Genomic DNA, 13,315 nt, shown 5'->3' with positions numbered 1-13,315 from the left:
TCATATTTTAGCTTAGCAATACAGTTCCATGTCGTTTATTGCTGATAAGAAGAGGAGGAATCAACATTTTGTTGAATTTGAACAGTTGAGAAATTTCCATTCTTTTTCACCAAAATAACATCATGACCTATTTTCATGACATGCTCCCAAGGAATAATAATTTCTCGTGATTCTCCAAAAACTCCTAACGTTTTAGTCTTTGTTGCCACTACTAAGTTTGTAATTTTTCCAAGATCTACATTTATCTCAATATCCGTTAAATTACCTATTTTTGTTCCATCCTCAATATACACAATATCTTTCATTTGTAAAGTAGATAATGTTATCATTTTCTCTTCCTCCTTTATATCAATATATGTCACGACTTAAAAAATATGGTGTTTATGACAATAAAAATCGCTCATGTTCCATTGAAATTGGTAAACACTAAAGACTATTCGATAAGCAAAGGAGTGACTAATATGGGTAGAGATGAACATAAGAAAAACACTACGAGAAATCCACTAGCACAAACACCTAAAATGGAAAAGACAGATGGAATTGATGTAGAATTCTCCAATGAACTCGCAGATACAGATGATTTAGAAGCAAAAGAACGAAGCGAAAAAGCAGACAAAAGAGCAAAGAAGCGATGACATTTCATCGCTTCTTTCATGAGGGAAAAAGTATAAAATAATACAAAATATACATAAACTGCGAAGTTATACTTTTTAGATTTACTTTCTTCCATTCTTTCTGTAGAGAATGTTATGTCACCGCTTCGGCAGAATACTGCGCTATTTTTAGTGTTCTGATTATCGTTGAATAGAACTTAGGGAACTATATCCATTGGATTTCCTGTCATTTAATTAGAACACAAATCTAAGCTGCGGAAAAAATGCGAGACTCCTGTGGGAAAGGAACAGTCTGAAGACCCCGCAGGAAGCGGTCTTGGCTTCCGAGGAGGCTGAAGCGTTCCCCACGGAAAGCGAGTATTTTTTCCGCAGCGTCGAGTTAGCACTCAACTATAAACAGAATGGAAGAAAGCTACATCAAGAAAAAACTTCATTGGTTTACAGTAGTTATCTATTACGAATAAAAGGAGCAAAACCGGTTGGTTTTGCTCCCTTTTTCTTATTCAAACATTTCTTTATTCATTTCTTTTATTGCTGCTTTTTCTAATCGTGACACTTGTGCTTGTGAAATTCCAATTTCTTCTGCAACTTCCATTTGTGTTTTACCTTGGAAGAAGCGTTTGTTAAGTATCATTTTTTCACGTTTATTTAAACGCTGCATACCTTCTTTTATCGATAAATGATTAATCCAGTCATTATCTTTTACATTGTCGTCACCTACTTGATCCATTACGTAAATAGGGTCTCCGCCATCATTAAAAATAGGCTCAAATAATGAGACAGGGTCTTGAATCGCATCAAGAGCAAAAATTACATCTGTAACAGGCACATCTAATTCATCTGCAATTTCCATAGGAGAAGGATCCTTCGACGTTTTGTTTAATAATTTCTCTCTTGCATGCAGCGCTTTATAGGCAATATCTCGTAATGATCTGGATACTCTTATCGGATTATTATCACGTAAATAACGTCTAATTTCACCGATAATCATTGGGACAGCATAGGTCGAGAACTTTACATTCTGACTTAAATCAAAATTATCAATTGATTTTAATAAACCGATACAACCGACTTGAAATAAATCATCACCGTACTCCCCTCGATTATGAAATCTTTGAATAACACTTAAAACTAATCTTAAATTACCATTAACTAATTTTTCCCGTGCAGATTGATCCCCATTCTGCATAGCCTTAAATAAAACTCGCATTTCATCATTCTTTAATACTGGTAAGGTTGCTGTATCTACCCCACAAATTTCAACTTTATGTCTTGTCATTTAATACCCTCCCAATTGGAGATCCTTCTCAAAAATCAGTATCACCAATCAGGAGGTTTTTATGCATCATCCATGATTTACCATTTGTATTTTTAGACCATTTTATTAAACTCTTTTTGCAGTCTTTTAATGATCTTTTTTTCAAGTCGTGAAATGTAGGATTGCGAGATACCAAGTAAATCCGCAACATCTTTTTGGGTCATTTCTTCTTTATCAACCAAACCAAATCTTAACTCCATAATTTGTTTTTCCCTGCCATTTAATTGCTCTAAAGCTTTTCTTAATAATGATTTATCAATATTCTGTTCCAAATCTTTAAATGTTACATCTTCATCCGTACCTAACACATCTGAGAGTAAAAGCTCATTGCCATCCCAGTCTACATTTAATGGTTCATCAAAAGAAACTTCTGTTTTTATTTTGTTATTTTTCCGAAGATACATTAATATCTCATTTTCGATACATCTTGATGCATAAGTAGCCAATTTAATTTTCTTTTCCGGATTAAAGGTATTGATAGCTTTAATTAAGCCTATAGTTCCAATACTGATTAAATCTTCAATATTAATTCCTGTATTTTCGAATTTTCGAGCAATATAAACAACAAGACGTAAATTTCTTTCAATTAACATGGCCCTTGCAGCTTTATCTCCTACTGGCAGCCGATGAATTAATTCATATTCCTCTTCTTTAGATAGTGGTGGTGGTAATGCTTCGCTTCCCCCAATATAGTAAATTTCGTCTACTTTAAAGCCCATTTTCTTCAGAATTTTGTAAAAAATCATTTTATATTTTTGTTGTACGATTAGCATTCCTTCCACTCCTTATCCTATATAGTGTCACCCCGTCTGCTGAAATAGCTTAGGGTGTAATAAACAATGGTAACTGTTATCAGCTACTAAGTTCCCAAATTGAATACCTATTAAAACCTTCTTGTTGGTAAGTTGTACATTTTTCATATGTATTTCAAGTAAATCTGGTTTAAAGGCAATCATAAAATCATGTTGTCCACTCACTCCTTGAAAAGGTAATATTCGAAAAGTGGACGAATTAAAGTCTTGTAGTTCACCTTCCATCAAACTTTTGGCAGATGTTTGCAACTGCATCATTTCTTCTTCGTCAAACCAGTGCTCAAGAATGGTTTCATCGACAATAATGACTGGGGTCTGGGTAAACGGATCAACTAAATGGTTGCCACTGTCCAGATATCCTGTTGTTTCTACTTGTTTACCTTTCCACTTGATCGTTACACTATAGTAAAACTCTTGCTGAAACTGCTGCATTTTATGCTTGTCCATTCGGTATTTTGTAAAGAAAAATATCACAGGAAATCCAATTAAAACAAATAGACCATGTATTTGATCTGTAGCAAAACCTTGTGTTGATAAATAATCTTCTGTCGAAAATAAAAAGTGAATGGCAAATAAGCCACCACCTATCGAAAATGTCATAAAATAAAATGAACAAAGCAGCTTAGAATAGATAGCAACATTTTGAAAGCCAAAGGCAATCCAAATAATAATAAAAGAATGTACAATTTTTAATATCCATGAATCAATTGGAAATGTTGGAATAATGAAGGATATCGGTACAATTAGAGATCCAAATAAACTGGCTATTACGAGTCGATACCATTTGGTTATATGTTTTGTGATCGATTGTGTAAGTAATAGAATCATCCAGTCTATCATGAAATTGAGTAGCCATATGACTTCTACATAAACAACCACCATGTCCTTCCTTTCCAGCTAATATTAAATAAGCTTTACTTGTCTATTTAGTATAAAGAAAAGAAAGAAAGAAGTCTGTCACAGTTTGTATGCAAAAATCATCTAGTTTTCAGAAAAAATCGATAAAAATGTTGAATTTGTGAAGAGACATTTAAGTGAAGGATAAAGTAAGAGATGTTTCTAAGAATCATATGAAAGCATAAACCTATTTCAATACTCTTCATAATACCTAAACACTATTTTGTTGAAATAAGCACATAAACATTATTTTTCTGCAAAATAGATAACAACTGCGAACTAATTTATGGTAAAACGTTGGTTGAGCGGACATTTAGTGCGTTAGTTGGAGAAATAACTACCCATTGACGGTGTTGGCGGACATTTAATCCCTTATTCAGTTCATTTCGGCTTAAATTAGCACTAGTTTCGATGAATAGCGGAATAGATGTCCGCAGCCCCCACAAAAACGGCAATTTTGTCACAAATAACGGAACAAATGTCCGTACTCAGGATATAATCGTTCTATCCAAGGAAGAGAGAACTTTTTCCGAGGAGCAAGGTGAGCGCTTCCATAGTATACCCATAAGAAAATGCAGAGCGCCCGTTTAGAAATGTAGCGACTTTGGAATCAACTGAGATAAAGGAATCATGGTGAGTTTACGTACCGATGAAGACTTATCGTAGGGCGATTCATAAATTCGCCTTGTTTTTGGGCGCTCGGAGCTAGACTAATACCCAATTTTATACTTTCTTTCACCACTAAAAAAACACGAACATTGAAAATGTTCGTGTTTTTGTCAGTGTCCCAGCATTGATATAAAGGATATTATTATCTTCTTCGATTTCGATTTCTTAAAAATGTTGGAATATCTAATGTGTCTTCTTCTTGCTTTGGTCTTGCAATGGAAGAAGATGGGCTTGGACTTGGTTCTTGGTTTTTTTCTGGTTGCTGTTGCTGCTTTTCTCTCTTAGGAGAACTTCCTTGTAAAACAGATTTTGGTTTATTTTGTGCATTCTTGATTTGTGCTTCATCAAAACCAGTTGCAATAACAGTAACAACAATTTCATCCTTCAAATCTTCATTGATTACGGAACCGAAAATAACATTCACTTCTTGATCCGCTGCGGATGTAACAATGTCTGCTGCTTCTTGAACTTCATATAAGCTTAAGTTTGTGCCACCTGTAATATTCATAAGTACTCCATGTGCACCATCAATTGAAGTTTCCAATAATGGAGACGAAATAGCCTTTTTAGCCGCTTCAGCAGCTCGGCTTTCACCTGTAGCAACACCAATACCCATTAATGCTGAACCTTTATCAGCCATAATAGTTTTCACATCGGCAAAGTCCACGTTAATTAATCCAGGAGTTGCAATTAAATCAGAAATACCTTGTACACCTTGTCGTAATACATTATCAGCTTCACGGAATGCTTCTAACATTGGTGTATTTTTATCAATTATTTCTAGTAATCGATCATTTGGAATTACAATAAGTGTATCTACACTACTTTTCAATCCATCTATACCTGAAACAGCTTGTGTTGCTCTTTTTTTGCCTTCAAAAGTAAACGGGCGGGTAACTACTCCTACTGTTAATGCTCCTAACTCCTTGGCTACTTGGGCAATTACCGGTGCAGCACCTGTTCCGGTTCCACCACCCATACCAGCAGTAACAAAGACCATATCAGATCCTTTAAGGATTTCTTCAATTTGTTCCTTGCTTTCTTCCGCTGCTTTTCTTCCTACCTCTGGGTTCGCTCCTGCACCTAAACCTCGTGTTAATTTTGTGCCAATTTGCATTTTCACTTCTGCTTTAGAAAGATTTAATGCTTGTGCATCTGTATTAACAGCAATAAATTCAACACCTTGAACACCGTGCTCTATCATTCGGTTTACAGCGTTACTTCCACCACCGCCTACACCGATTACTTTTATCGTAGCTAGTTGATCCATATTCGTATCAAAGTCTAACATACCATTTCCTCCCACTTTGCTAGATTAATAGTCTGTCTTTTTCCGCATCTCCATTTCCTTCAATATTCTTAATCAAAGAAATATTTGAAGAAGTTTGCTAATTTAGGTTCTTTCTTTTCTTTCACATCTTGTTTGTTTGCTGACTTCTTAGTTCGTTTTGGTTTTGGTTTTTCATTTTCAGCCTGACGTACTTGTTCTCGTTGAACTGTTACCGCATCCGAAAACTCTTTCCCTTGTATTTTCGCATTCTTGTACGCAAATTTCAAGATACCAATACCTGCAGTAAACTGTGGTTCACGTACTCCAATATAATCAGGAATTGCAATTCTAACATTACTTTGGTAAATATCCTGTGCTAAGTCAGCAGCCCCAGGCATACTCATCGTACCGCCTGTAAGTACCAGACCACCTGGTATTTCATCATACCCCATTTTTTGAATCTCACGTGCACTATATACCAAAATCTCTTCTAATCTAGCTTCAATTATTTCTGTTAAATCTAGTTGATTATACAATTGTCTTTGATTACTACCAATGATATTCACTTCAAATGTTTCTTCTTCATTGGCATCATTAAAGAAAGCATGTCCATGATCCAGTTTAACATCCTCAGCTTCATCTGATGTTGTGCGTAGTCCAATAGATAGATCCTTTGTAATATTATAACCACCTAGTTGTACTACACTGGTAGCCACCAACCCATCATCTTCGAAAACGGAAACGGTTGTACTACCCCCACCAATATCAAGTAATGCAACTCCTAAATTTTTCTCGTCTTGAGATAAAGCCACCTCTCCTGTTGCTAATGGTTGCAAGCAAATATCCATAATACTAAGTCCGGCTTTTTCTACACATTTCAAAATGTTATGTAGCATTGTTTTCGAACAAGTAATAATGGTGCCTTCCATCTCTAAACGAACCCCAATCATCCCTCTAGGGTCGCGAATTTCATCTAAACCATCAACGATAAATTGCTTTGGTATTACATCGACAATTTCCCTTTCAGGTGGAATGGACATAACCTGTGCCGCATCCAATACACGATGTATATCTTCTTCTGATATTTCCTTATCATCACTAGAAACTGCAACTACTCCATGACATGGTTGTAATTGCACATGATTACCATTAATTCCAACTATAACTTGATCAATATGTATATCTACCATGCGCTCAGCTTGTTCAACTGCAGTACGGATTGAATGAACAGTCTCGTCTATATCTACAATAGCTCCTTTTTTCATACCTAGAGACTTTGCAGTGCCAACCCCAATCACATTTAAAGAATCACCGAGAATTTCTCCAATGATAACCTTTATTTTTGATGTACCTATATCCAAGCTGACTAGAATTTCACCGTTATCCATAAGGCACCTCCTATTTCAATGCATTAAACTACGATTCATTTCATATAAGTATAATAAACTGTATTAAACACTATTATAATAAAAAATACAATATTTTTACATGAATATATGTAAATTTACCGGAAAAATATTAAATATCTTTCTTTGCTTCTCTATATTGATAATATTTTCCTAATAACAGCCTTCTAATAATAGCTAAATTCTGGAATAATCTTACTCCAAATGCAAAAATTGCTGCTAAATATAAATCTATACCTAGCTGGACACCTATAAACGCTAAAAATGCAGCTAATGAAACATTGAAGAAGAAACCAGAAATAAATACTTTTTGGTCAAACTTCGAATCTAATTGTGCCCTGATACCACCAAACAATGTGTCTAAAGCAGCCAATACTGCAATAGATAAATAATTGGAATATTCATCCGGGATGGTCACATTCGTCATAAAACCTAACAATAAACCAATTATTAAAAACAATGCTGGTAACCACATTAGCTTTCACCTTCTTCTGGGACATCAACGATATCTACATCTTGTAAGTCAATCAGGTCACCGTACTCTGGTAGTACGATTTCACTTTGTTCTGATATACTAATTGTAACATTTTCTAAAGCGAAATAATCACCTATTTCACTAACCTCTAAATGGTTTATTATTTGTTCAGCGTCATTTGTAAGAACATATATTGTTATTGGCAGATCTCCTATGGAACTATTGTTTACATATATGTTTTCATTTACATCTCTTATTGGTGTTATATTAATAATTCGCTGGCTCTCAATGGCCATTTCGGTTGCACCAGCTGCATTCAATTCATTGATAAATAGTTGAAGTAATTCAGCGTTGATTTCAGGATATTCTTGAAAATCTTCATCTAAAAACAACGGTTCCAGTGTAATAATAAGACCTTGTCCCTTTTTTTCTGTTAATCCTGCTTGTTCTCGTAATTGTTTGATGGAATTTTTTAATGATTCAATTTGCTGATGTTCTGTTTGCTCTTGATACTCACGAAGTGTGGTTTCTGCTTCCGCAATCTCCGTGTACAGATTTTGTTGAATCTTCTGTTCCTCTAGCAGTGCTGTTCTAATTTCCCAGGTGTCTCTCGTATCTCGTTCTGTAGTTTGATGATTGGTATTAAATAATATAGCAATCATCAAGCCGATCAATAAGCAAACTAGCCCTATCGAAAAGTACTGTTTTATAAAAATATTTTTCATACCGTCACATATCCTTTGCGTACATTTCAACATTAGATTTCTTCTCAATCGTTACTTCGATGTTATCCTGGATAAGGTGATCGATGACTCCGTTTCTAAGGTTTAAACTGACATCCAAAACTTCTTGTTCACCAATTGCAGATATCACAAATGGTGCAGGATATGAAGTCCCATCAATTGAAACAACAGGGCCAATACAAGATATGTAACTATTACGGTATATTCGCTGTCCATTAATGGCTACAGCTTTTGCGCCTGCACTAAATAATTCGTTTACTGTTTGATGAATGTGCCGGTCATGAACAATATATTGATTCGCGTGATCCTCCGCAGGAATAAAACTTGCATCCTTTAATGTCACCATAATTCCCTCACCACTAATAGACAATTCACCAGTCATTTTTTGTAAGTTCGCTTTGGTGTCTACTAAATCTTTTATTACATCGGCTTCTTCACCTAACTCTTTTTCAATGGATTGTACTTCTTGTCGAATTTGATTTAATTCTGATCTTAATTGTTTATTTTTTTCTTCCATGTCGATTAATTGTTTACGGTAATAATAATCTCTTTCCCACTCCTGATTATTAACTTGTACGATTTCTGCAGTCGATTTTGTGTGCTGATAACTAAAAGTTAACAAGAAGCCTAATACCAAAAAGACCAACGCAAATATTAACTGTCTACTCTTCATTTTCCTCTTCTATATCCTCCTCCTCTTCCTTATCTACATTATAAGGAGTAAATACTGCTCCGCCTTCTTCAATTTTAATAATACCTTCTTTTGTCTGATCCAACTGGCTTACAATAGAAGGATAGCTATCTAGGTTAGAAGATAAGTTGCGAATGGAGGACTCTACCTCCTGACCATCTGTCATATATAGTTTGATCTTATACGGATTTGAGTCGGACGGAATCCACTTCACCTCAGAGATTAGTGCAGACACATATCTAGAAAGACTGGAAAATTCCCCTGCTAGTTCTTGTAAATAGTGATTATCCTTAAATCCTTTTAAAATAGGAACATCTCCATGTATATTGGAAGAGGTGACATCATCTAACAATTCACCATTTTCCAAAAGTGGTTGTACCTTTCCGCCCATTTCAACATATGCCACATGACTTAATTCAGTTACATCCATAATAATCGTGTTCGGAAATGATTTCGAGACATCGGCCTCTTTTACTTGTGGGTGTGAAATAATATTTTCTTCTAAATCTTTCGTTTGCACTCCCCAAAAGTTTACATTTTCTTCTATTTCACTTTGATTAATTATTTCTTCTTTAGATAGCCATTGCAAACCATTTACTGATATATTTTTCACATAACTCATAGGTGATTGAAGATAAATCACAATAAAAATTAATACAAAAAAGATGAGCAGATAAAAAATCAGTTTTCTGTTTGCTTTTTTTCGGCGCTCTTGTTTCAGTTTTGGAATTCGATCTTCTATCGAAACGACTCTTTTTTGTACCATATCTATACTTCCTTTTCTATTACGATTCACTAATATTTGTATATATGTCTCATTTCGATTATATCATAGTCACTACTAACTAGGTATCATCCAAATCTCCCAAGTTTATTGCCGATATTTACTAATATTAATTAATATTCCAACCGAACAAAGAGTCAATGTCAAAGAAGAACCACCATAACTCAAGAAAGGCAATGTGATTCCAGTGACCGGAATCAAACCAATGACAACACTAATATTAATCATGACTTGGATAGCAATCATACCAACAATTCCAATTGCTAGTAATCTAGCGAATAGGTCAGGTGCGTGGATTGCCGTTAATATCCCTCGCCATATAAATAAAAAGAATAACACAATGACAAAACCTGCCCCTAAAAACCCTAACTCCTCTGCAATAATCGCAAAGATAAAATCGTTATGCGGTTCTGGTAAATAAAAATATTTTTGCAAACTGTTACCAAAACCAACGCCTAATAATCCTCCAGGACCAATCGCATACAAGGACTGAATAATTTGAAAACCAGTCCCTAGTGGATCCTGCCAGGGATCAAGAAATGCTGTAATCCGATTAATTCTATACGGAGCAGATATGATTAGTAACAAAAATCCAATTACACCAAAACCTGCTAAAAATACAAAGTGTATGATTTTAGCACCGGCTACAAAAATTAACACAAAACAAGTTAAAAGAAATACCATACCTGTACCTAAATCAGGCTGAAGCATAATAATAAGAAAAACTACTACAGAAAGAAAAAGTGGTGGGAGGAAACCTTTTTTGAATTCTGTAATCTTATCCTGATGATTAACTAGAAATCCACTTAAAAACATAATCATCGCAAGTTTAATAAATTCGGCCGGTTGAATGCTAAATGCACCTACGCCAATCCAACTTCTTGCACCACCTCTGACCATTCCTATTCCAGGAATCAAAACAGCAACTAACAGGATTAAAGAACCAATAAAAATCCATTTTCGATACTTTATCCATTGAAAATAGGGAATATTGGAAACAATCAACATTGCAATTACACCAACACCAGCAAATAGGAGCTGTCTCTTTAAGAAATAAAAAGAATCATTGAATTTATACTCAGCCCAAATCGAGGAGGCACTATAAACCATAATGGTTCCTACCAACAAAATAGCGATAATGACAAAAATCAAGAAGTAATCTGGCTTATGTTGACTTTTTAAATTAGGTTGCACGAAAAAAACCCCCAAATCTTATAATGAATTAGGGGCTTGTTTTATTTTTATACAACTCAGTCTGTGCTTATTATAATAGACAAGCCCCCTATTATAACTTATGCACAGATTCCATAAACATGTTGCCTCTTTCTTCAAAGGTTTTATACTGATCCCAACTCGCACAAGCAGGAGACAATAAGACAACATCATCTTTGTTGGATAGTTGATATGCTGTTTGAACAGCTTCTGTCATTGTATCTACCATTTCTATATCTTCAATTCCACTAGCTTCTCCAATTTTTCTTAATTTTGGACTTGTTTCTCCAAATAACACTAGTGCCTTCACGTTTGCCAAGTATGGTAGTAAATCATCAAATTCATTTCCCCGATCGAGGCCACCTGCCAGTAATATAATCGATTGATTAAAAGCTGACAAAGCCTTGGTTGTTGCCAGTATATTAGTAGCCTTGGAATCATTATAAAACTTTCGTCCATTTACTTCTTTAACAAATTGTAGTCGATGTGTCACTCCTGTAAATGTTGTAAGGACTGTTTCAATGACTTGGTTTGAAATACCTTGAAGCTTCGCCACGGAAATAGCAGCTAAAATATTTTCTAGGTTATGTTCACCCACTAATACAATGGAAGCTAATTCGATTACTTTCTCCCCACGGAAATATATTGCTTTTTCGTCACAATATGTACCGTTTGTAACTACTTCTTTACGACTAAATGGGACAAGATTAGAGCTAGCGTTTTTAATCATATTTAAGATACGCTGATCATCAGCATTATAAACCAAAAAGTCATGATCCGATTGATTTTTAAATATATTCGCCTTTGCATTTTGATAATGTTCCAACGTGTGATGATAATCCAAATGTGCTTCAAAAAGATTAAGTAGTACCGCGATTCTAGGTTTAAATATATCAATTCCTAATAGCTGAAAGGAAGATAATTCGGCTATCATCGTTTGTTTATCATTCATTTGCTCAGCAACTTCTGATGCAACATGGCCAATATTTCCCGCTAAACTTACAGGTGAATCTGCTTTTTTAAACATTTCATATATTAAAGTTGTTGTCGTCGTTTTCCCATTGGACCCAGTGATTCCAATAATTTGATCAATACCAAAATACGGTATTAACTCTATTTCTGTTAATACAGGAAGTCGTTGTTTGACAGCATTATCTATTAATATATTTTCATAGGGAACACCTGGATTTTTAATAATTGCATCAACATCGTCAAGCAATGATAAGGGATGTTCACCAACGATTACAGAAATCCCTTGGGATTGTAAACTTTGTACATTCTCATCGTCCTCAGAAGCTTTCAAATCATTGGCGATCACTTCTACACCATTCCTATTTAACAATTTCGCAACAGCTGTTCCACTTTTTGCAAGACCTAACACAAGTACTTTAGCAAAAGGGAATTCCTTTAATTTTCTCATGATGACAACACCTCAATATAAATACCTAATATAGCAAACAATATCCCCACCGTCCAAAAGGTAGTAACTACACGCCATTCCGACCATCCTTTTAACTCATAATGGTGATGTAACGGACTCATTAAAAAGATTCTTTTTCCTCTTGTTTTAAAAGAAATAACCTGAATGATAACGGACAATGTCTCTAGTACGAAAACACCACCGATAATAACTAATAAAATCTCAAGCTTTAATAATATAGCAATGGCTGCAATCGCACCACCTAGCGCTAACGATCCAGTATCCCCCATAAATACCTTAGCAGGGTGTGCATTAAATACTAAGAACCCTAGCAATGCACCTACAACAGATAAACTAAACAATGTCACGGTCAAATTTGGGATACCGTACCAAGCCAATATTGCAAATGCTCCAAAAGCAATTGCCGCCGTACCAGCTAATAATCCATCTAGACCATCCGTAAGATTTACTGCATTAGAAGCACCAACTAACATTACTACTATAAAAATAGGATACATCCATCCTAAGTCAAACGATATCGTGGTACCTGGGACAGCAATACTAGTTGAAAAATTTTGCTGTAGTAAAACTATATAAAAAATAATGGCAATCACGATTTGTCCCAACAACTTTTGTTTGGAGGTTAATCCTAGATTTCGCTTTAACACAACTTTAATGAAATCATCAAGAAAACCTAATAAACCAAAACCAATCAACACTAATAATAACAATAATACTTCATATCCTAAGGCGCCATTATTGACACGGGTAACGACAACGATACTGGTTATCGTAATACTTAGAATAATCATGACACCACCCATAGTTGGAGTACCTGATTTTTTTTGGTGTGATTGAGGTCCTTCTTCTCTTATACTTTGTCCAAATTTAAGCCTTTTTAGAAAAGGAATTAAAATCGGGGATAGTAGGACAGTAATTAAAAATGCGATCGCTACTGTAATTAAAAATGTATATTCATTCATCCATGTTCTCTCCAATCTTCT

General features: G+C 34.9%; 14 protein-coding genes. 1 reads left to right on the top strand and 13 read right to left on the bottom strand.

Translation table 11 applies throughout. From position 1 onward, the window contains the following. Positions 1-35: 35 nt before the first annotated feature. On the bottom strand, positions 36-329 hold the full coding sequence (locus GI584_RS10530; protein ID WP_100360726.1) for a YlmC/YmxH family sporulation protein: 294 nt from the start codon (positions 327-329) through the stop codon (positions 36-38). A 132-nt stretch (positions 330-461) separates the two neighbouring features. Here GI584_RS10530 and GI584_RS10525 point away from each other — a divergent pair, with 132 nt between their 5' ends. Continuing rightward, positions 462-635 carry a YfhD family protein gene (locus GI584_RS10525; protein WP_153791202.1) on the top strand — a complete coding sequence of 58 codons (174 nt, stop codon included), beginning with the start codon at positions 462-464 and terminating at the stop codon, positions 633-635. A 478-nt stretch (positions 636-1,113) separates the two neighbouring features. On the opposite strand, the gene sigG is transcribed toward GI584_RS10525, so the two are convergent. The 12 genes from sigG to mraY form a co-directional block, all read right to left on the bottom strand. After that, entirely contained in the window at positions 1,114-1,893 is a 780-nt protein-coding gene (gene sigG, locus GI584_RS10520; protein ID WP_100360728.1) for an RNA polymerase sporulation sigma factor SigG, read from the bottom strand. A gap of 92 nt (positions 1,894-1,985) precedes the next feature. Beyond that, complete coding sequence (sigE, locus tag GI584_RS10515) at positions 1,986-2,705, bottom strand: RNA polymerase sporulation sigma factor SigE (RefSeq protein WP_153791201.1); 720 nt, start codon at positions 2,703-2,705, stop codon at positions 1,986-1,988. Between the two features lie 27 nt (positions 2,706-2,732). Next, positions 2,733-3,626 (bottom strand): sigma-E processing peptidase SpoIIGA, encoded by an 894-nt coding sequence (spoIIGA, locus tag GI584_RS10510; protein WP_228552390.1) that lies wholly within the window; start codon positions 3,624-3,626, stop codon positions 2,733-2,735. A gap of 826 nt (positions 3,627-4,452) precedes the next feature. Beyond that, positions 4,453-5,601 carry a cell division protein FtsZ gene (gene ftsZ, locus GI584_RS10505; protein ID WP_100360731.1) on the bottom strand — a complete coding sequence of 383 codons (1,149 nt, stop codon included), beginning with the start codon at positions 5,599-5,601 and terminating at the stop codon, positions 4,453-4,455. 68 nt (positions 5,602-5,669) lie between these two features. Further along, positions 5,670-6,968, bottom strand: coding sequence for a cell division protein FtsA (gene ftsA, locus GI584_RS10500; protein WP_100360732.1), 1,299 nt, complete (start codon positions 6,966-6,968; stop codon positions 5,670-5,672). Between the two features lie 130 nt (positions 6,969-7,098). Then, positions 7,099-7,461, bottom strand: coding sequence for a small basic family protein (locus GI584_RS10495; RefSeq protein ID WP_100360733.1), 363 nt, complete (start codon positions 7,459-7,461; stop codon positions 7,099-7,101). Continuing rightward, complete coding sequence (locus GI584_RS10490; protein WP_194842178.1) at positions 7,461-8,186, bottom strand: DUF881 domain-containing protein; 726 nt, start codon at positions 8,184-8,186, stop codon at positions 7,461-7,463. Before GI584_RS10490 ends, GI584_RS10495 begins: the two co-directional genes overlap by 1 nt. A gap of 4 nt (positions 8,187-8,190) precedes the next feature. Then, a complete protein-coding gene (locus GI584_RS10485; RefSeq protein ID WP_153791199.1) occupies positions 8,191-8,877 on the bottom strand; it encodes a DUF881 domain-containing protein in 687 nt (228 codons plus the stop codon). Beyond that, on the bottom strand, positions 8,867-9,661 hold the full coding sequence (locus GI584_RS10480; protein WP_100360736.1) for a cell division protein FtsQ/DivIB: 795 nt from the start codon (positions 9,659-9,661) through the stop codon (positions 8,867-8,869). The genes GI584_RS10485 and GI584_RS10480 overlap by 11 nt, the downstream gene beginning before the upstream one ends. Before the next feature lie 105 nt (positions 9,662-9,766). Then, positions 9,767-10,873 (bottom strand): stage V sporulation protein E, encoded by a 1,107-nt coding sequence (gene spoVE / locus GI584_RS10475; protein WP_153791198.1) that lies wholly within the window; start codon positions 10,871-10,873, stop codon positions 9,767-9,769. Positions 10,874-10,964: 91 nt separating this feature from the next. Further along, positions 10,965-12,311 carry a UDP-N-acetylmuramoyl-L-alanine--D-glutamate ligase gene (gene murD, locus GI584_RS10470; protein ID WP_153791197.1) on the bottom strand — a complete coding sequence of 449 codons (1,347 nt, stop codon included), beginning with the start codon at positions 12,309-12,311 and terminating at the stop codon, positions 10,965-10,967. Further along, complete coding sequence (mraY, locus tag GI584_RS10465; protein ID WP_153791196.1) at positions 12,308-13,294, bottom strand: phospho-N-acetylmuramoyl-pentapeptide-transferase; 987 nt, start codon at positions 13,292-13,294, stop codon at positions 12,308-12,310. The genes murD and mraY overlap by 4 nt, the downstream gene beginning before the upstream one ends. Positions 13,295-13,315 lie beyond the last annotated feature (21 nt).

The sequence above is a fragment of the Gracilibacillus salitolerans genome (assembly GCF_009650095.1).
GTDB classification, from domain to species: domain Bacteria; phylum Bacillota; class Bacilli; order Bacillales; family Amphibacillaceae; genus Gracilibacillus; species Gracilibacillus salitolerans.
Note: the sequence above shows the minus strand (reverse complement) of the source record. Positions and strands in the feature narration are given on the sequence as shown.

Coding starts and splice junctions, on each gene's coding strand:
- spoIIGA (WP_228552390.1), bottom strand. CDS start 3,626: ATGGTGGTTGTTTATGTAGAAGTCATATGGCTACTCAATTTCATGATA.
- GI584_RS10530 (WP_100360726.1), bottom strand. CDS start 329: ATGATAACATTATCTACTTTACAAATGAAAGATATTGTGTATATTGAG.
- mraY (WP_153791196.1), bottom strand. CDS start 13,294: ATGAATGAATATACATTTTTAATTACAGTAGCGATCGCATTTTTAATT.
- GI584_RS10495 (WP_100360733.1), bottom strand. CDS start 7,461: ATGTGGTTACCAGCATTGTTTTTAATAATTGGTTTATTGTTAGGTTTT.
- ftsZ (WP_100360731.1), bottom strand. CDS start 5,601: ATGTTAGACTTTGATACGAATATGGATCAACTAGCTACGATAAAAGTA.
- ftsA (WP_100360732.1), bottom strand. CDS start 6,968: ATGGATAACGGTGAAATTCTAGTCAGCTTGGATATAGGTACATCAAAA.
- GI584_RS10485 (WP_153791199.1), bottom strand. CDS start 8,877: ATGAAGAGTAGACAGTTAATATTTGCGTTGGTCTTTTTGGTATTAGGC.
- murD (WP_153791197.1), bottom strand. CDS start 12,311: ATGAGAAAATTAAAGGAATTCCCTTTTGCTAAAGTACTTGTGTTAGGT.
- sigE (WP_153791201.1), bottom strand. CDS start 2,705: ATGCTAATCGTACAACAAAAATATAAAATGATTTTTTACAAAATTCTG.
- GI584_RS10525 (WP_153791202.1), top strand. CDS start 462: ATGGGTAGAGATGAACATAAGAAAAACACTACGAGAAATCCACTAGCA.
- GI584_RS10480 (WP_100360736.1), bottom strand. CDS start 9,661: ATGGTACAAAAAAGAGTCGTTTCGATAGAAGATCGAATTCCAAAACTG.
- sigG (WP_100360728.1), bottom strand. CDS start 1,893: ATGACAAGACATAAAGTTGAAATTTGTGGGGTAGATACAGCAACCTTA.
- GI584_RS10490 (WP_194842178.1), bottom strand. CDS start 8,186: ATGAAAAATATTTTTATAAAACAGTACTTTTCGATAGGGCTAGTTTGC.